Source organism: Corynebacterium lipophilum (assembly GCF_024102595.1).
Lineage (GTDB): Bacteria > Actinomycetota > Actinomycetes > Mycobacteriales > Mycobacteriaceae > Corynebacterium > Corynebacterium pseudogenitalium.
Window position 1 is genome coordinate 14,727 of sequence record NZ_JAEUWV010000021.1, and the last position, 15,830, is coordinate 30,556.

At 62.7% G+C, this 15,830-nt stretch carries 18 protein-coding genes, 2 tRNA genes and 1 pseudogene; 13 read left to right on the top strand and 8 right to left on the bottom strand.

Translation table 11 applies throughout. The features are described from left to right. The first annotated feature begins 11 nt into the window (after window positions 1-11). Window positions 12-1,277: a phosphoserine phosphatase SerB gene (gene serB / locus JMN37_RS10075; RefSeq protein WP_071573747.1), complete on the top strand. Its 1,266-nt coding sequence runs from the start codon at window positions 12-14 to the stop codon at window positions 1,275-1,277. Beyond that, window positions 1,274-2,026: an aminoacyl-tRNA hydrolase gene (locus JMN37_RS10080; RefSeq protein WP_252932028.1), complete on the top strand. Its 753-nt coding sequence runs from the start codon at window positions 1,274-1,276 to the stop codon at window positions 2,024-2,026. Before serB ends, JMN37_RS10080 begins: the two co-directional genes overlap by 4 nt. Here the strand turns inward: JMN37_RS10080 and JMN37_RS10085 are convergent. Next, window positions 1,989-3,950, bottom strand: a complete 1,962-nt coding sequence (locus JMN37_RS10085) for an ATP-dependent DNA helicase (RefSeq protein WP_252932030.1) — start codon at window positions 3,948-3,950, stop codon at window positions 1,989-1,991. The two genes, JMN37_RS10080 and JMN37_RS10085, sit on opposite strands and share 38 nt — an antisense overlap. 15 nt (window positions 3,951-3,965) lie before the next feature. Continuing rightward, window positions 3,966-5,303, bottom strand: a complete 1,338-nt coding sequence (locus tag JMN37_RS10090) for a nicotinate phosphoribosyltransferase (protein ID WP_252932031.1) — start codon at window positions 5,301-5,303, stop codon at window positions 3,966-3,968. 118 nt (window positions 5,304-5,421) lie between these two features. On the opposite strand from JMN37_RS10090, the gene clpS reads away from it, so the two are divergent. The 7 genes from clpS to rdgB all read left to right on the top strand — a co-directional run bounded on the left by clpS (window position 5,422) and on the right by rdgB (window position 10,144). After that, window positions 5,422-5,721, top strand: a complete 300-nt coding sequence (gene clpS / locus JMN37_RS10095; RefSeq protein ID WP_071565662.1) for an ATP-dependent Clp protease adapter ClpS — start codon at window positions 5,422-5,424, stop codon at window positions 5,719-5,721. 24 nt (window positions 5,722-5,745) lie between these two features. Next, a complete protein-coding gene (locus JMN37_RS10100) occupies window positions 5,746-6,288 on the top strand; it encodes a DUF2017 domain-containing protein (protein ID WP_070361986.1) in 543 nt (180 codons plus the stop codon). Window positions 6,289-6,292: 4 nt separating this feature from the next. Continuing rightward, window positions 6,293-7,084: a rhomboid family intramembrane serine protease gene (locus JMN37_RS10105; RefSeq protein ID WP_370296068.1), complete on the top strand. Its 792-nt coding sequence runs from the start codon at window positions 6,293-6,295 to the stop codon at window positions 7,082-7,084. 6 nt (window positions 7,085-7,090) lie between these two features. Beyond that, window positions 7,091-7,897 (top strand): glutamate racemase, encoded by an 807-nt coding sequence (murI, locus tag JMN37_RS10110; RefSeq protein ID WP_252932033.1) that lies wholly within the window; start codon window positions 7,091-7,093, stop codon window positions 7,895-7,897. A 95-nt stretch (window positions 7,898-7,992) separates the two neighbouring features. Then, window positions 7,993-8,769: an MBL fold metallo-hydrolase gene (locus JMN37_RS10115; RefSeq protein ID WP_070361989.1), complete on the top strand. Its 777-nt coding sequence runs from the start codon at window positions 7,993-7,995 to the stop codon at window positions 8,767-8,769. A gap of 23 nt (window positions 8,770-8,792) precedes the next feature. Beyond that, window positions 8,793-9,524, top strand: a complete 732-nt coding sequence (gene rph, locus JMN37_RS10120; RefSeq protein ID WP_070361990.1) for a ribonuclease PH — start codon at window positions 8,793-8,795, stop codon at window positions 9,522-9,524. Continuing rightward, entirely contained in the window at window positions 9,521-10,144 is a 624-nt protein-coding gene (gene rdgB / locus JMN37_RS10125; RefSeq protein WP_252932034.1) for an RdgB/HAM1 family non-canonical purine NTP pyrophosphatase, read from the top strand. Before rph ends, rdgB begins: the two co-directional genes overlap by 4 nt. A gap of 9 nt (window positions 10,145-10,153) precedes the next feature. Here rdgB and JMN37_RS10130 read toward each other — a convergent pair whose 3' ends face one another. Next, window positions 10,154-10,522: a DUF3817 domain-containing protein gene (locus JMN37_RS10130; protein WP_070361992.1), complete on the bottom strand. Its 369-nt coding sequence runs from the start codon at window positions 10,520-10,522 to the stop codon at window positions 10,154-10,156. A 13-nt stretch (window positions 10,523-10,535) separates the two neighbouring features. Further along, window positions 10,536-11,009, bottom strand: coding sequence for a hypothetical protein (locus JMN37_RS10135; protein WP_071573755.1), 474 nt, complete (start codon window positions 11,007-11,009; stop codon window positions 10,536-10,538). 366 nt (window positions 11,010-11,375) lie between these two features. On the opposite strand from JMN37_RS10135, the gene JMN37_RS10140 reads away from it, so the two are divergent. Beyond that, window positions 11,376-11,456, top strand: a tRNA-Leu gene (locus JMN37_RS10140). A gap of 98 nt (window positions 11,457-11,554) precedes the next feature. On the opposite strand, the gene JMN37_RS10145 is transcribed toward JMN37_RS10140, so the two are convergent. Together JMN37_RS10145 and bcp are read right to left on the bottom strand one after the other, a co-directional pair. Beyond that, window positions 11,555-11,773, bottom strand: a complete 219-nt coding sequence (locus JMN37_RS10145) for a hypothetical protein (RefSeq protein ID WP_070975251.1) — start codon at window positions 11,771-11,773, stop codon at window positions 11,555-11,557. Between the two features lie 18 nt (window positions 11,774-11,791). Next, the gene (bcp, locus tag JMN37_RS10150; protein ID WP_070975250.1) at window positions 11,792-12,283 is read right to left on the bottom strand and encodes a thioredoxin-dependent thiol peroxidase; all 492 of its coding nucleotides are present in this window, start codon (window positions 12,281-12,283) and stop codon (window positions 11,792-11,794) included. Window positions 12,284-12,353: 70 nt separating this feature from the next. On the opposite strand from bcp, the gene JMN37_RS10155 reads away from it, so the two are divergent. Beyond that, complete coding sequence (locus JMN37_RS10155; RefSeq protein ID WP_070361996.1) at window positions 12,354-12,629, top strand: DUF3618 domain-containing protein; 276 nt, start codon at window positions 12,354-12,356, stop codon at window positions 12,627-12,629. 51 nt (window positions 12,630-12,680) lie between these two features. Here JMN37_RS10155 and JMN37_RS10160 read toward each other — a convergent pair whose 3' ends face one another. Next, the gene (locus JMN37_RS10160) at window positions 12,681-13,244 is read right to left on the bottom strand and encodes an isochorismatase family protein (RefSeq protein ID WP_252932036.1); all 564 of its coding nucleotides are present in this window, start codon (window positions 13,242-13,244) and stop codon (window positions 12,681-12,683) included. Window positions 13,245-13,377: 133 nt separating this feature from the next. After that, a tRNA-Lys gene (locus tag JMN37_RS10165) sits at window positions 13,378-13,450 on the bottom strand. A gap of 217 nt (window positions 13,451-13,667) precedes the next feature. Between JMN37_RS10165 and JMN37_RS10170 the strand changes: the two genes are divergently transcribed. Then, the gene (locus JMN37_RS10170) at window positions 13,668-14,840 is read left to right on the top strand and encodes a L,D-transpeptidase (RefSeq protein ID WP_252932038.1); all 1,173 of its coding nucleotides are present in this window, start codon (window positions 13,668-13,670) and stop codon (window positions 14,838-14,840) included. 310 nt (window positions 14,841-15,150) lie between these two features. After that, window positions 15,151-15,276, top strand: a pseudogene (locus JMN37_RS11495) (transposase-like zinc-binding domain-containing protein); the annotation flags it as partial. Window positions 15,277-15,830 lie beyond the last annotated feature (554 nt).

Below are 15,830 nucleotides of genomic sequence, written 5' to 3' on the forward strand. Positions count from 1 at the left end.
GTACACCACCAATGACGGCGTTTGAGGTAGAGCTGCAAGCAGGTCTCAAGCCTGCGGTTATCACCGCGTCGGGCCCAGACCGCCCGGGCGTTTCGGGTTCGTTTTTCACAACCCTGTCGCGCCACAATGTCCAGCTGCTCGACGTGGAGCAGACGGACTTCCGAGGGCGCCTGATGCTGGCAGCCTTCGTGGGCATGGACCCAAACGACTTGGTGGATATCGAGCGTGAGCTGCGCGTCGCGCTGTGGGACTATGGTCAGCGTGTCACCATCGAGACGGATGTCTCCGCCCGCTCGGACCAGCGCCCGCGTTCCACGCACGTGGTGGTGGTCCTTGGCAACCCGGTTACGGCTGAGGCGGTTTCACGGCTGGGGACGGAGTTGGCGTCGGTAGGTGCAAACATCGACACGATTCGCGGCATTGCGCAGTACCCGGTGACAGGCCTGGAGCTGTGCATTACGATCCCGAATTACTCGCCGGGTGACGGGCAGGAGATCCGTAAGAAGCTCGCGGAGATCTCCGCAGAGCTGGGGATTGATCTCGCGATGGAACACGCGGGCCTGCACCGCAGGATGAAGCGCCTGGTGTGTTTCGACTGTGATTCGACGTTGATTACTGGCGAGGTTATCGAGATGCTGGCTGCGCACGCGGGACGTGAGGCGGAGGTCGCTGCTGTGACTGAGCGCGCGATGCGCGGCGAATTGGACTTTGAGGAGTCGCTGCGCGAGCGAGTGAAGGCACTGGCGGGGCTCGACGCGTCGGTGATTGAGCAGGTGGCGAAGGACATTGTGCTCACGCCTGGAGCGAGGACCACGATTCGCACGTTGAACTCGATGGGGTACCGCACCGCAGTGGTGTCCGGTGGGTTCATTCAGGTGCTGGAGGGGCTGGCTGAGGAGCTGGAGCTCGACTACGTGCGCGCGAACACGCTCGAGATTGAAGACGGGAAGCTGACCGGTCGGGTGATCGGCAAGGTGGTGGACCGCCAGGCGAAGGCGGAGTTCCTGCGCGAGTTTGCGCAGGACAGCGGCCTGCGCATGGACCAGACGATCGCGGTAGGTGACGGTGCGAACGACATCGATATGCTCTCTGTCGCTGGTCTGGGTATTGCGTTTAACGCGAAGCCAGCGTTGAAGGAGATCGCGGACGCGTCGGTGAACCACCCGTTCCTGGACGAGGTGCTCTACATGATCGGCATCCCGCGCGACGAGATCGACGACTCGAATGAGCGCCAGGGTATCGACGGCCGCGTAGCGCTGACGAGCCGCGAAGCATGAGCAGACAGTTAGCTTGGCAGCTCCTGCACGAGCGCACCAGCGCTGACTACCGGCAGCGCACAGAGGACCCGCGCGACCCGGAGACGGTGCAGGCGATGCAGCTGGTGATCAACCTGCCGAAGCAGGACCCGCCGGCACGTAACGCCGTGCTAGTCGACGCCGCCCGCGCCACCGTCGCTGTCTGTCTCGCGGAACAAGCGGGCCAGCCCGGGCCGTGGCGGGAGCACCTGCAGCGCTGGTACGACCACCGCATCCGCAAGGTGACTCGACGGGCGCGAAACAAGGCATGGTTGGACGTGCAGGAGGTGCCCGGGGTGACGGTCGGGTCGGTGCGGGCGTTCGTGCCATCCGCGGTGTGCGACGTGCCGCACGAGGTATCGAAGCTGCAGATCAAGGGGACGGACCTGCCGATGGAGTCGGTGGAGGGGCAGGTGGGGGCGTCGACACCTGTGATTGTGGTGGATGCTGGGCTCGAGATGTCTGCGGGGAAGGCGGCCGCACAGGTGGGGCATGCCTCAATGCTGCTTGCTGCGCAGCGCCCGCTTGAGTGGGTGCAGGAGTGGGCCGAGGACGGCTTCCCGCTGAGTGTCCGCGAGGCGGACAGTGGCGTGTTTGCTGAGTGCTTGGCGTATGCGCGCGAACACGACGGCGTGGTGGTCGCCGACGCAGGGTTCACGGAGGTCGCGCCAGGTTCGGTGACGGCGCTGGCGTTTAGCGCGCTGCCACCAAGCGTTTTAGCGCGCCTCTGACGGTATCGGGGTTGGTGGTCTCCCAGAAGGCTGGGAGGCTGCGGCGTAGGAATGAGCCGTAGCGCTTCGTGACTAAGCGGTTATCGAGCACAGCGACGACGCCGCGGTCACTGACCGAGCGCAGCAGGCGGCCCGCGCCCTGCGCCATGAGGAGTGCTGCATGCGTGGCGGAGACCTCCATGAACCCGGAGCGCCCGGCAGCATCCGCGGCGTTGGCACGTGCCTGCAACAGCGGGTCGTCGGGGCGGGGGAACGGGATGCGGTCGATGATGACAAGCGACAGGGAGCGGCCGGGGACGTCGACACCCTGCCAGAGGGTCAGCGTGCCGAACAGGCAGCTGTTCTCGTTGCGGGCGAACTTGTCCACGAGCGTGCCGGTGGAGTCTTCGCCCTGCAACATGATGTCGAAGGGGAGGCGTGTGCGCATCGCCTCCGCGGCCTGCTGGGCGGCGCGGCGCGAAGAGAAGAGACCGAGCGTGCGACCGCCGGCAGCGGTGATGAGCTCGGCGATCTCATCGAGCGTCGCGTCCGACAGGCCGTCGCGGCCAGGTGCAGGCAGGTGCTTGGCGGTGTAGAGGATGCCGGACTTCGCCGGGTCGAAGGGGGTGCCGGCGTCGAGACTGTCCCATGTCTTGTCCGGAAGACCCCAGGAGGCCGCCATGGCGTTGAAGTTCCCGCCGACAGTCAACGTGGCTGAGGTGAGCACCACGGTGTGTTCGCCGAAGAGCTTCTCCCGCAGCAGGGCGGCGACGGAGAGTGGCGCGACGGCCACGGAGTCGTCGTACTTGTCGGAGCGTGTCAGCCACACCACGTCGTAGTGCTTGGCTGGGTCGTCCTCGTCGAAAACTTCGAGGATGCGGACGGTGGCGTCGTGCAAGTCCTCGAGGTGGTTCTTGAGGTTGCCGCGCTCGGCGGCGGTTTCCGGGTCGTTCGCGGCCTCGCCTTCGGGGGCGTCCGCGATGGCGTTGCGCGTGCGCCACAGTGCATCGCGGACACCGGTGAAGGCGCCGCGCGCGGGATCGGAGATGCGTTCCCAGCGGCCGGGCTCCTCCAGGGCGAGTGCCGCGCTGAAGTCGTCGGCGACGTCTTCGAGAATCGCCTTATCCGCACCGAGCTTGCCCGCACGCCGCGCAGCGAGCGTCAGTGCGCGTGCGGACAGCTCGTTGGTTGCTACGGAGGTGATGCGCCCGTCGAGCTCGTGGGCCTCGTCGATGATGACGACGTCGTGCTCCGGCAGTACGTCAACGTCTGCGAGGGCGTCGATAGCTAGCAGCGCATGGTTAGTTACCACCACGTCGACGGAGCGGGTTTTCTCGCGTGCGAGCTCGGCGAAGCATTCGTCGCCGTGCGGGCAGCGGCTCGCTCCCAGGCACTCGTTGGAAGTAACGGACACCTGGCGCCACGCCAAATCGGGTACGCCGGGTTCGAGGTCGTCGCGGTCGCCGGTCTCGGTGTCCTGTGCCCACTCGGCGACGCGCTTGACGTGTTTGCCCAGCCAGGAAATGTCGTCTTCCTCGATGAGCGCCTCCGGCGTCTCCTCGTCTAGCCCGATTTTGTGCAGGCAAACGTAGTTGTTGCGGCCCTTCTGGATGGCGAACGTCGGGCGGCGCTCCAAAAGCGGCTCGAGGGCGTCGGCGAGCCGGGGCAGGTCGCGCTCGACGAGCTGGCGTTGCAGCGCGATGGTGGCCGTCGATACGACGACGGTGCTGTCCGACTGCTGCGCGTGCCGAATCGCGGGGATGAGGTAGGCGAGCGACTTGCCGGTGCCAGTGCCAGCCTGCACGGCGAGGTGGCGTCCGGCATCGATCGCTTTGGTGACGGCCTTCGCCATCGCGACCTGCCCAGGGCGCTCTGCGCCACCGAGGGCGGCGACGGCGGCCGCGAGGAGGTCTTCGGTCGTTTGGGCGAAAGGCTGGTCACTCACGTCGGGAAAGTCTACCTACTCGGTGGGCTCAGGGAAGCCGACGAAGCGCGTCGGGATCGCCGCGTCGCCCTTTGCCAGCGCCAGGCCCTCCCACGGCAGGGTGGTGCGAGCGGTGTTGTGCAGCTCGCGGGCGGCCTCGAGCTCGTCATGCTTGTCGACGACCTCTCCGTCCCGAATCAGCGGTACCACCAGGTCACGGTACTCGAGGGCTGGCTTCGTATCGATTTCCGCACGCAGCGGGTAGATGAGTTCCGCCACCGCGACGCCGGAGGCGCGGTAGGCGCGCTTGGCCAGCTTCGCGCCGCCGTAGGTGCGCTTCCCGGAGGAACGCTTGGCCACGGGGTGGCCGTCGACCTCTACAAGCTTGTACACCAGTGTGGCCGTCGGCGCGCCGGAGCCGGTGACCACCGAGGTGCCGACGCCGAAGCCGTCGACAGGGTCGCCGCGCAGCCCCGCGATGGCGAACTCGTCGAGGTCGGAGGAGACGATGATCTTGGTGTTGAACGCGCCGGCCTCGTCGAGTTGGGCGCGCACGCGACGCGACACGATGCCCAGGTCGCCGGAGTCGATGCGGATCGCGCCGAGCTCAGTGCCCGCGACCTCGAGTGCGTGCTCGATGCCTTTGGTGATGTCGTACGTATCGACGAGCAAGGTGGTGTCCTTGCCCAGACTTTCGACCTGTGCCTTAAACGCGGAGACTTCGTCGGGGCGACCTTCCTCGTCGACGTGCAGCAGCGTCCACGCGTGGGCGGCGGTGCCGGAGGCCGGGATGCCGTATCGGTAGGAGGCTTCCATGTTGGAGGTGCCGACGAACCCAGCGATGTAGGAGGCACGCGCAGCAGAGACCGCTGCCTGCTCGTTGGTGCGTCGCGAGCCCATCTCTATGATCGGGCGGCCATCAGCGGCCGTGACCATACGGGACGCGGCGGAGGCCACCGCGGAGTCGCCGTTGAGGATCGACAGGATGACTGTCTCCAGGATCACGCACTCGGCGAAGGTGCCGCGCACCGTCATGATGGGGGAGTATGGGAAGTAAATGTCGCCCTCGCGGTAGCCATCGACCTGGCCGGAGAACGAGTAGTCCCGCAGATATTCCTTGGCCTCGTCAGAGAGGAAGTCGAGCGCCTCGATTTGCGCGTCGGTGAAACGGAAGTTCTGGATGGCGTCGACAACTCGGGCGGTGCCTGCGACGACGCCGTAGCGGCGGTCATTCGGCAGGCGGCGGGTAAAGACCTCGAAGGCGCACTGCCTGTGTGCGGTGCCGTCTTGAATGGCGGCGTCGAGCATGGTCAGCTCATACATGTCCGTCAGGAATGCCGTCGAGTAGTTGGGGTGGGCCTGGTTTTCAGTCATGTTCGATGAGTGTAGTGCGTAGACGGGACTGCTGGGTGCATTAGCACACAATGCTTGCGGGCGTCGTGTTTCTGAAGCAGGTAAGGTGGTGCACATGAAAAAGACAGGAATTGTAGCGATGAGTTCGCCGATGGCGTCTCCTGAGCTCGACGAAGCCATTGACGTCGAGGTTGCGACGAGCGAAAACCTGCCGTGGATGTGCATAGTGTGGGACGACCCCGTCAACCTGATGAGCTATGTCACCTACGTTTTCCAAACCGTCTTGGGCTACGACCGCAAGCGCGCCCAGGAGCTCATGATGCAGGTGCACACCGAGGGGAAAGCGGTGGTGTCCTCTGGTGAAAAAGACAAGGTCGAGGGCGACGTGAAGAAGCTGCACACCGCTGGCCTCTGGGCAACAATGCAGCAGGCCGGATAGGCCAGGGCAAGGAGAATATAGCGAATGCAAGCTTGGCGGAAGAAGAAGGGCCTGTTGCGCTCAGGCATCAAATTTACGACGCTGTTCGACCCCCTCGAGCGCGAGATCATCGGGGACTTGACGGCGACGGTGTCCGAGGCGTTGATCGCTAGGGCGCAGTCCGCGCCGCGCGACGAGTTCTCGGAGATGATGGGGCTGTCTGTGGGCCACTCCGAGGCGCCGACGGACCCGAAGCTGGCCCGCCTGCTGCCGGACTTTGAGCGGGAGCAGGACGAGGAGTTCGAGGGCGACAACGGCCTGCTTCGCAGCTTGCACGAAAACGACATCATCAAGGCGAAGCTGACCAACCTGCAGGTGGTCAACGAGGCGCTGGGCCCAACCGGTGGCGTTGAGGTGACCATCGAAGAAGAGGAGGCACACCAGTTCCTGGCGGCGCTCAACGACATGCGCCTGTACGTCTCGGCCGACGACCGTGGCGGCGAGGCCGCCGAGCAGCAGCGAGCACAGCTCATCGAGTGGTTGGCGTTCTGCCAGGAGTCGCTGCTGCAGGCGATGATGGGCGAGTAAGCAGATGACGCAACCTCCACACGCACCGAGGCCAGGCTGGGGCTACGGCCAGACTGGGCAGCCGGGTTACGGTAAGCCTTTCGACCGCCCGTTCTCGCACCCGGACCAGCAGCTTGCCGCGTTCGGCGTCGACCCTGCGATGGGCCCCGCCGCGCAGCGCAAGAGCAAGTTCAAGCAGCAGCGCAGAACCGGGCTGCTGTTCGCGCTGGGATACATCGTGATTATCTGGGCCGTGCACATCCTGAACATGGCGGTGTTCGGCGGAGGGCTGAATAACTTTGGCGTGCACCCGCTGGACCTGACCAGTATCTGGCACATCTTCACTTCGCCGCTGCTGCACGCTGACCTGGACCACCTGATCGGCAACACCGGATTGGGGGCGCTCTTCGCGTTCTTGGTGGGGTACTCCGGTAAGCGGGTGTTCTGGGAGGTTACGGCCTTTGTGGTGCTGATTGGCGGCATCGGAACCTGGTTGTTTGGCGGTATCGGCACGAACCACATTGGCGCCTCGGGCCTGGTCTACGGGTGGCTGGCGTACCTGCTGGTGCGCGGCTTCTTTAATAGGTCGGCGCGCCAGGTGTTGCTTGGTGTCATCCTCGGGTTTACGTACTCGGGTCTGATGTGGGGCGTGCTGCCGCTCGTCGAGGGCGTTAGCTGGCAGGCGCACCTCTTTGGAGCGATTGGCGGCATGGCGGCGGGCATGATTATCACCTCGGACGACCCGCCGGAGCTCGCGATGAAGAAAGCGCAGAAGAAACAGCGCAAGAATCCGAATCAGCCCTATGGGCTAGGATGATGTGACGTGAAAACGCTCGAGAACAATGCTCCTATCGGTCTTTTCGACTCTGGCGTGGGCGGCCTGACGGTAGCCCGCGCCGTCATCGACCAGCTGCCCAACGAGTCGATGGTCTACATCGGTGACACCGCGAACAGCCCGTATGGTCCACAGCCGATTGCGCAGGTGCGCAAACATGCGATGCGTATCGCAGACGAACTCGTTGCCCGCGGCTGCAAGATGCTGGTCATCGCCTGCAACACGGCCACCTCAGCGTTCTTGCACGACGCCCGCGAGCGCTACGACATCCCCGTCGTCGAGGTCATCCAGCCGGCAGTGCGGCGCGCAATCGCGACCACGCGAAATAACAAGATTGGTGTGATCGGCACCCAGGGCACCATCACCTCCAGGGCCTACCAGGACCTGTTCGCGCTCAACTCAAGTTTGGAGGTGACGGCCACTGCCTGCCCGCGGTTTGTCGAGTTCGTGGAACGTGGCGTGACGTCGGGCCCGGAGATCCTCAGCATTGCCAAGGAGTACTTGGCGCCGCAGCGCGAAGCGGGCGTCGATACGCTGGTGCTGGGCTGCACCCACTATCCGCTTCTCTCTGGCATCGTGCAGCTGGCCGTGGGGGACGACGTCACGCTCGTGTCCTCAGCGGAGGAGACTGCGAAGGACGTGCTCCGCATCCTCACTGAGCGCGACTTGCTGGCGGATCCCGAGGTGGAACCAACGCGAACCTTTGAATCCACCGGCGACCCGGCAGTGTTTGACTCCCTCGCGACGCGCTTCCTTGGGCCGATGGTGCACGCCGTAAACCACCCCATGAGCTAGGCCACAGCTGCCAGATTTTACTGACATGGCTACAAAACTGAGCGTTTTTAGTGGAAACGTTAGAAATTACGTAGTTTTCATGGCACAGTAATTCCATGAAGTTGACCATTCTCGGGTGTTCAGGGAGTTTAGGCGCCCCCGGTAATCCCGGCTCGTCCTATGTGATCAGTACTCCGGGCAATCCGGACATACTGATGGACTTTGGGCCAGGCGCATTGGCTGCGATGCAGACGCGCGAGGAAATGGATCCTTCCAACGCGCACCTGATTTTTTCGCACCTGCACGCGGATCACTGCTCTGACGTGCCCTCGCTGCTGGTATGGCGGCGCTACCACCCGGAGAAGCCCGCGGAGTGCGCGCATAAGCTGTACGGCCCAGGCCACGCCGCGACACACTTTGGCCGAATGGCTGCGAACACTGCCGACGAGGTCGACGACATCAGTGACACCTTTGACGTACACACGTGGAGCCCTCGCACCCCGGTTGAGATAGATGGCGTGCAGGTCACTCCGTTCCCGGTGGATCACCCGGCGCAGGAATCGCACGCGCTGCGGGTTACGTGCAAGAAGACCGGCGCGACGCTGGTCTACTCGGGCGATAGCGGGGTCACGCCTAACCTAGTCGAGGCGGCCCGCGACGCGGATCTCTTCCTCTGCGAGGCCGCCTGGGGTCCGACATCCGAGGGGATGGCGCCCGGCATGCACCTTTCTGGTGAAGAGGCGGGGCGGATTGCGCGCGAAGCGGGCGTCAAAAAGCTCGTGGTTGTGCACATCCAGCCGTGGGCGGACCAGCAGGCCACCCTTGAGGCCGCTGCGCGCGAGTTCGGCGGGCCGACGGTGCTCGGCGAGCCCGGCGCCTGCTTCGAGCTGTAGCGCAGTGCGTTACCCTGGAGTGCATGACAACTTCTGATTTTCTGCGCGCAGACGGGCGCGCTCTCGACGAAATGCGACCGGTGCGTATCACCCGCTCGTTTACCTCGAACCCGGCAGGTAGCGTCCTTGTAGAGTTCGGCAACACCCGCGTCATGTGCACCGCCTCCATCGAGGAAGGCGTGCCGCGCTTCAAGAAGGATTCCGGCGAAGGCTGGCTGACCGCCGAATACTCCATGCTCCCGGCCGCAACCCACGAGCGCATGCCACGCGAATCGATGCGCGGCAAGGTGAAGGGCCGCACCCACGAGATCTCCCGCCTGGTCGGGCGTTCGCTGCGCGCTGCGGTGGACCTGCGCCAGCTGGGGGAGAACACAATCCAGCTCGACTGCGACGTCCTCCAAGCCGACGGCGGCACCCGCACCGCCTCCATCACCGGCGCGTACGTCGCGCTTGCGGACGCCATCTCCGTCCTCAAGGAACGCGGCGTCGTACCGGGTGAGCCGCTGCTCGCGCCAGTCGCCGCAGTCTCCGTAGGGATTATCGACGGCCGCGTTTGCCTCGACCTGCCGTACGAGGAAGACTCCCGCGCTGAAGTTGACCTCAACGTAGTCATGCAGGAGGGCGACAACTTCGTCGAAGTCCAGGGCACCGGCGAGCACGGTCTGTTCGGCCGCGAGGAGCTCAACCAGATGCTCGACGTGGCACAAAAGGGCTTGAACGAGCTCATCCAGGCACAGAAAGCCGCGCTGGCATGACGGTAAGGGTGCTGGTTGCGTCCAATAACGCAAAGAAGCTCAAAGAACTCCAGCAGGTACTCGACGACTGCGGCATCGACGGCGTGGAACTCGTCGCCCTCGGCGACGTGGAGCCGTACCCGGAGCCGAAAGAAGACGGGCTGACGTTCGAAGCGAACGCGCTGATCAAGGCGCGCGCCGGGGTAGCAGCCACCGGGCTGCCGTGCGTGGCAGACGATTCCGGCCTGGCCATTGCAGCGCTCAACGGGATGCCGGGCGTGCTCTCCGCCCGCTGGTCTGGGCATGCTGGGCAGCACGGAGCCGAGGATACCGACACCGCGAATAACAATTTGTTGCTCGCCCAGATGGCGGACATCGCTCAGCGTGACGCGGCGTTCGTGTCCTGCTGCGCACTCGTGACCCCGCAAGGCGAGGAGTTCACCGCGGAAGGCCGCTGGGAAGGCAGCCTGCTCGAAGCCCCGAAGGGCGAGCACGGCTTCGGCTACGACCCGATCTTCCAACCAGCCGACACCCCCGGCCGCTCGTCAGCGCAGCTCACTCCGGAAGAGAAAAACGCCCGCTCACACCGTGGGACGGCGTTGCGGGCGCTTGCACCGCACATCGCGGCGCTGCGCAGCTAACGTGGGCAGCTAGCGCAGCTGGAACGTGCGCGTGACCTCCTTGCGGCGCTTCGCCTCCACCCAGAAAGACAAGAAGGGGACGACGCCCGAAATCGCGGTCACCGCCCACGTCTGCGCAGCCCAACGGGCCTTCAGTCCCAGGTTCAGCGATGTGACCAGGAACAGGATGTACGCCAGGCCGTGCACGCGCGCCACCCACTCCAGCATGGACACGTCCATGTGCAGGAGGTACTGCATGATCATGCGCGCGCATAGGAGCAGCAGCAGGATGCCCGTTGTCCACGCTGCGACAGAGAACGCCGTGAGCGCTTGCTTTACTCGGCGCTGACGCTCCGGGTGAATCTTGGGTGCTGCTGCGTTTGGCTGCGGCTGGGTCATGCTTTCAGGCCTCTCACTTTCTGTTCGGTTCGCTCTTCGGCTCGCTGTTTGGTTCCGTCGAACCACGACGGCGTGGTGCGAGCATCGAGTTGTATTCTTCCACATCGAGAGTAGGACGCTCCGGCAGGAAATCCTCATCAATCTCCACCGGATCACGGCTGCCGTCCGCACCGTAGCGTGCAAGGTCCGCCTCGTAGAGCTCATCCATCGACCCCGATGCGTTCAGCGCATCAATCTTTTCGTTCTCCATCTTTAACCCCGCCTTGTAGGCGTAGACGAAAAACGCACCGAAGAACGGCCACTGCAACGCATACCCCAGGTTCTGGAACGTCCCCGTCCCGGACTGGTAGCGAGTCCACTGCCAGTACGCCAGCAGACAGCACGTAATCACCGCGGCGATGAGCAACACGACGTGCCATGCGCGAACCCGAACGTGCCGACGCTTCGGCGCGCCCTCTTCACCTGGGAAACTGTTTTGCTCGCTCACAGTGCTTCAGTCTAGCAACAACACTTATCGACGCCCCCTCCGACAAGTTTTGCGGCCCCGATACTTGTTCTGTGGTTGCGTGTGTCCGCGCGGTGGACACATTTGGCGTCTTGCCGCTGACAGGTGGAGCAGATCGCGTGTCCGCGCGGCGGACAACGGGGGAGTGGATCCTGTGTCCGCGGGGTGGAAGATGAAAAGGGGGTTGTGTGTCCGCGCGGCGGAAACATTTGATGTCTTGCCGCTGACAGGTGGAGCAGATCGCGTGTCCGCGCGGCGGACACCTCCCCCAACCTGGTAGCAGCAGCCCCGGTCCTTCCTGCTAGTTTGTGCCCACTTGTGCAGTGTGTAGGATGAAAGGCGCTTTATGCGCCCGTGGCGGAATTGGCAGACGCGCTGGATTTAGGTTCCAGTGTCTTTGACGTGTGAGTTCAAGTCTCACCGGGCGCACAAGAGGAAAGAGCCTCCGGGATTGCAAATGACGCAGTGTCGGAGGTTCTTTTGTGCGCGCCGCAAAAGCCAAAAGCTGAGTAGCGGAAGCCGCAAAACTACGGCGCGTCGATCGGGAACTGGACAGAGCCGTCTGTCGACTGGGTGGGTGCTTCGTCCTGCTCCGGCCCGTAGATGAGCCAGCCGCCGAGAGCGACCAAGGCCGCGATCGCGATGGTCGCGATTATTGCGCGCTGCTTCTTGGGCTCGGCAGGGCGGTCGGGGTTGTACTCGTCTTTGAGGTAGGGGTCTTGGTTTGGCGTCGTATTCTTATCCACGGCGCCAAAGATATCATCTTATGCGCCGGTGGTTGCATTCAGGTCCCAGTCACGCAGGATGCGTTCGACGTGGCCGGTTGCGCGAACATTGTACTGCGCCTGCTCAACCTTGCCGTCGGCGCCAACGAGAATGGTGGAGCGGATGACGCCCTGCACGATACGGCCGTAGTTGTTCTTCTCACCGAATGCGCCGTAGGCGGTCATGGTTTCCTTGGACGGATCGGAAAGCAGGGTGATCTTCAGGTCGTGGTCTTCGCGGAACTTCGCCAACTTCTCCGGCTTGTCGGGGCTGATGCCGACGACAGCGATGTTGGCGTCGTTAAACACTTCGAGGTGCTCGGTGAAGTCGCAAGCTTCCTTGGTGCAGCCCGGGGTGTTGGCGCGTGGGTAGAAGTAGACAATAACGCGCTTGCCGGCGAAGTCTGCAAGCGAAACGGTTTCGCCTTTGTCGCTGGTCAGGGTGAATGCGGGGGCGGTGTCGCCTTGTTCGAGTCGAATGTTGTCAGTCATAATTCCCCGTTTTACACTAGATTGGTTGGAAGTTCTGTAAATAGTTAACACATCTAGGAGTATGTAGATCGTGGCACGAGATATTCATGACATTGAGCGCAGCCTTGCAGAGACCCGCTCGAAGCTCGCTAGCACCCTCGATGAGCTCGCAGACCGCGCTCAGCCATCCAACCTTGCAGACAGCGCGAAGAGCGAAGCTGCCAACTGGCTGCAGGACGAGACCGTCCAGAAGGTCCTGATCGGCATCGGCGTTGGTGTGGCAGCACTTGTCGGCATCAAGGTGTTTAACAGCCGCAAGCGCAAGAGCGAGCTGAAGAAGCTGCAGGAGCTGCTCTCTCAGCGCTAAAACGCGCAGAAGAGTGCCCCGCCCTCCACGTTGGAGGAGCGGGGTTTTCTGTTACTTGGCGACGATCGTCGCCCCGGCCTCTTCCATCTCACGCAGCGCCGCCTGGCCACGCTCCTCGTCGACGGGGGAGCACAGGTCGGCGAGGACGCGGACGTCGAAACCCTCCTTGCGGGCATCAAGCACCGTGGCGCGCACGCAGTGGTCCGTAGCGATGCCGCACACATCGACGGCGGTGACGCCGTTCTCGCGCAGCCAATCGCCGAGCAGCACATCGCCGTCAGTGACGCCCTCAAAGCCGGAATAAGCAGCGGTGTAGTGCCCCTTCCGGAAGTACTTGTCAATACTTATCGACGCCAGCGGTGCGCGCAGCTGTGCGCCATCGGTGTCAGCAACGCAGTGGACTGGCCACGTATCCACAAAATCCGGGTCCTGCGAGAAGTGGGTGCCAGGGTCGATGTGCCAGTCCTGCGTGGCGAGCACGAAGTCGTAGTCGTCTCTGTGTTCTTCGAGCAGTGTGCGCACGCCTTCGGCGACGAGATCACCCTTCGCGGTGCCGAGGGAGCCGCCGGGGCAGAAGTCATTTTGGATATCAACAAGGATGCAAGCGACAGTCATGCCGATAGCCTAGCCGGTGGCGCGCCCGCTCGGGGCGTTTCAAAGTATGGGGGAATTTATGGGGGATTTGGGTTAAGGTACGAAAAAGCCCCTGGCCTGCGGTACTGTTCCCGCTGGTCAGGGGGTGGTGTTGTGCGCCATCAGGGAATCGAACCCCGAACCCACTGATTAAGAGTCAGTTGCTCTGCCAATTGAGCTAATGGCGCTTGTTGTCTTTGAGGCTGTCCTCGTTGGCAACGTTGAATACAGTAACACTAAGGTTTGCAAGGTGTAAAATCGCCTGGTCAGAGTGGTTATTTTCGATCGTTATGGAACGGTTATCGTTTCGGGTCGTTGTAAAGTAGCGTTTCGTTGCGCTGGGGCGATAGTGTTGTTGGTTGCTAAAACTTCGGGTGTTGTGAGGAAGCGAGAAACGTGACAAGCATGCGGCGGTCTCTCATTGGTGTTGGCCTTGTCGCCGTGTTGGCGGCGGGTGTAGTTGGGTGCTCGTCGGAGGCGGGCAAAGGCATCAACCAGGTGGCGGAAACCACTGGTCAGACGACCGTCAAACCAGAGCCCCCGGCGTTTTCGGTGAAGGACGAGGCGACAGACGTCGAACCCCTCGACCCGATTACGGTGAAGTCCGAAGCCGGGCTCGAAGAAGTCGAGATGACGAATGAGGACGGCAAGGTTATCGAATCGTCTTTCAACGATGACCACACTGAGTGGGAAGTCACCGAACCGCTTGGGTACGGCCGCTACTACACCATCGTGGCGAAAGATAAGGCTGGTCAGAAGAAGACCGTGAGCTTCTCCACGGTCGTTCCGGCGGCAACCACGAACGTCTACATGGGCCCGCTGGAGGGTTCGACGGTCGGTGTTGCGCAGGCAATCACCTTCCGTTTCGACGTCCCCATCCAGGACACGAAGGCGCTCGAGGAACTCATCGATATTGAGACTTCGAACGACACCGAGGGTGGCTTCTTCTGGCTGGACCCATACGAGCTGCGCTGGCGCCCAAAGGAATTTTGGGAGCCAGGCACCACGGTGAAGGTGACGGCCGACCTCTACGGCAAGGACCTCGGCGGCGGCGTCTACGGCGCGCAGGACAACGAGACCACCTTCGAGATTGGGGACGAGGTGAAGACAGTCATCGACAACAACGAAAAGATGCTGCGCGTCTACCAAAACGGTGAGCAGATCCGTTCGTTCCCGGTATCGCTGGGTACCGACTTCCAGTACGACACCCCGAACGGCACCTACGTCGTTGGCGACGAGCACACCTCGCTCGTGATGGACTCCCGTACGTTCGGGCTTGGGCTGGGGCAGGGCGGCTACGTCACCCCCGTGGACTACGCCACCCAGCTGTCCTACTCGGGCATCTACGTGCACTCCGCGCCGTGGGCGGTGTGGGCGATGGGCTCTACGAACCAGTCGCACGGCTGCGTCAACGCGACGTACTCGGACGCGCAGTGGTTCCAGCAGACCGTAAAGCGAGGCGACCCGGTCATCATCAAGAATACGAATGGCGGCACGCTCAACGGCTACGACGGCCTGGGCTACTGGAACCTGGACTGGGAGCAGCGCTCCGGCGGTTCAGAGGATCCGAACGCTTAAACCTGTCTGTTAGAAAAAGTTCCCGAGCCCGGGAACTTTTTTGGGTTTGAGGCCCATTTCGGTCGACCAATACATGTGTTTTCCCAGGTCGTGACGCCTGTCCATGAAGAACGTTCCCCGCTCATCGAAAGCCCCGGGAACAATTCGGGTTAAGCGACAAAATGTGTGCTTTTTTGGATATGGATTCCAGGTCCTGCCTGGGCCTACGATGGGACAGTGCTCGTTGAATCGGGATTCCCTGCCACAGACCGGAAGGTCCACCACTCCAGGCGTTGGATGTGCTATGACAGCAGACTGTTAAACCAGCTGCATGCCAACTCAACACAGAAAGAGAAAACACAACAGGCCCCTATGCCCGGCATGCGAGCACACCGCCACAAAAATGGGCACCACATCCAGCGGAAAACAGCGATGGCGCTGCACAGACTGCGGGCACACCTTCACCAACCCCAACACAGCCAAGACCAGCGCATATCGGTTTGCCATCTTCATTGACTGGATCACCAACCAGCGTCCCCTCGACGCTGTCGCTGCTGCGCACAACGTCTCCAGGCGCACATGCGTGAATGCGACCAAGCCAACTCACCCGACGGCCGGCCGAAAGTCTACGACACCGGCATCGACACCGACTTCAACCCCTCCTGGGCCATCCGACACGGCTGGGCAGGACGCTCATAGCCCCAGCACAACACCCCACAACCCACCCATCCCAACCCCCGAAAAAGCACACATTTTGTCACTTAAGTCGACACGCCGAGAAAAGCACACATTTTGTCGCTTAACCGGCTTAAGGGACATTTTGTGTGTGTAAATCTATCCGGTTTCCCGGGATGACCTCGGCCAGCAACCAGATATGGTTTTCAAAACAGTTCCATTCGCCCGTTTCGAGAAATCAACACCGAATACCACCACACCTGTGGTATAGGCTCCGACCGTGGTGCGGTAAGGCCAATTGCTATGGCAATCACAAACCGGCCGTCTTGCCCACTA

Bases quoted from the DNA above. Each gene is read 5' to 3' on its own strand.
- serB (WP_071573747.1), top strand. From the start codon at position 12: ATGACGGCGTTTGAGGTAGAGCTGCAAGCAGGTCTCAAGCCTGCGGTT.
- JMN37_RS10080 (WP_252932028.1), top strand. From the start codon at position 1,274: ATGAGCAGACAGTTAGCTTGGCAGCTCCTGCACGAGCGCACCAGCGCT.
- JMN37_RS10090 (WP_252932031.1), bottom strand. From the start codon at position 5,303: ATGACTGAAAACCAGGCCCACCCCAACTACTCGACGGCATTCCTGACG.
- clpS (WP_071565662.1), top strand. From the start codon at position 5,422: ATGAGTTCGCCGATGGCGTCTCCTGAGCTCGACGAAGCCATTGACGTC.
- JMN37_RS10100 (WP_070361986.1), top strand. From the start codon at position 5,746: ATGCAAGCTTGGCGGAAGAAGAAGGGCCTGTTGCGCTCAGGCATCAAA.
- JMN37_RS10105 (WP_370296068.1), top strand. From the start codon at position 6,293: ATGACGCAACCTCCACACGCACCGAGGCCAGGCTGGGGCTACGGCCAG.
- JMN37_RS10115 (WP_070361989.1), top strand. From the start codon at position 7,993: ATGAAGTTGACCATTCTCGGGTGTTCAGGGAGTTTAGGCGCCCCCGGT.
- rph (WP_070361990.1), top strand. From the start codon at position 8,793: ATGACAACTTCTGATTTTCTGCGCGCAGACGGGCGCGCTCTCGACGAA.
- rdgB (WP_252932034.1), top strand. From the start codon at position 9,521: ATGACGGTAAGGGTGCTGGTTGCGTCCAATAACGCAAAGAAGCTCAAA.
- JMN37_RS10130 (WP_070361992.1), bottom strand. From the start codon at position 10,522: ATGACCCAGCCGCAGCCAAACGCAGCAGCACCCAAGATTCACCCGGAG.
- bcp (WP_070975250.1), bottom strand. From the start codon at position 12,283: ATGACTGACAACATTCGACTCGAACAAGGCGACACCGCCCCCGCATTC.
- JMN37_RS10160 (WP_252932036.1), bottom strand. From the start codon at position 13,244: ATGACTGTCGCTTGCATCCTTGTTGATATCCAAAATGACTTCTGCCCC.
- JMN37_RS10170 (WP_252932038.1), top strand. From the start codon at position 13,668: ATGCGGCGGTCTCTCATTGGTGTTGGCCTTGTCGCCGTGTTGGCGGCG.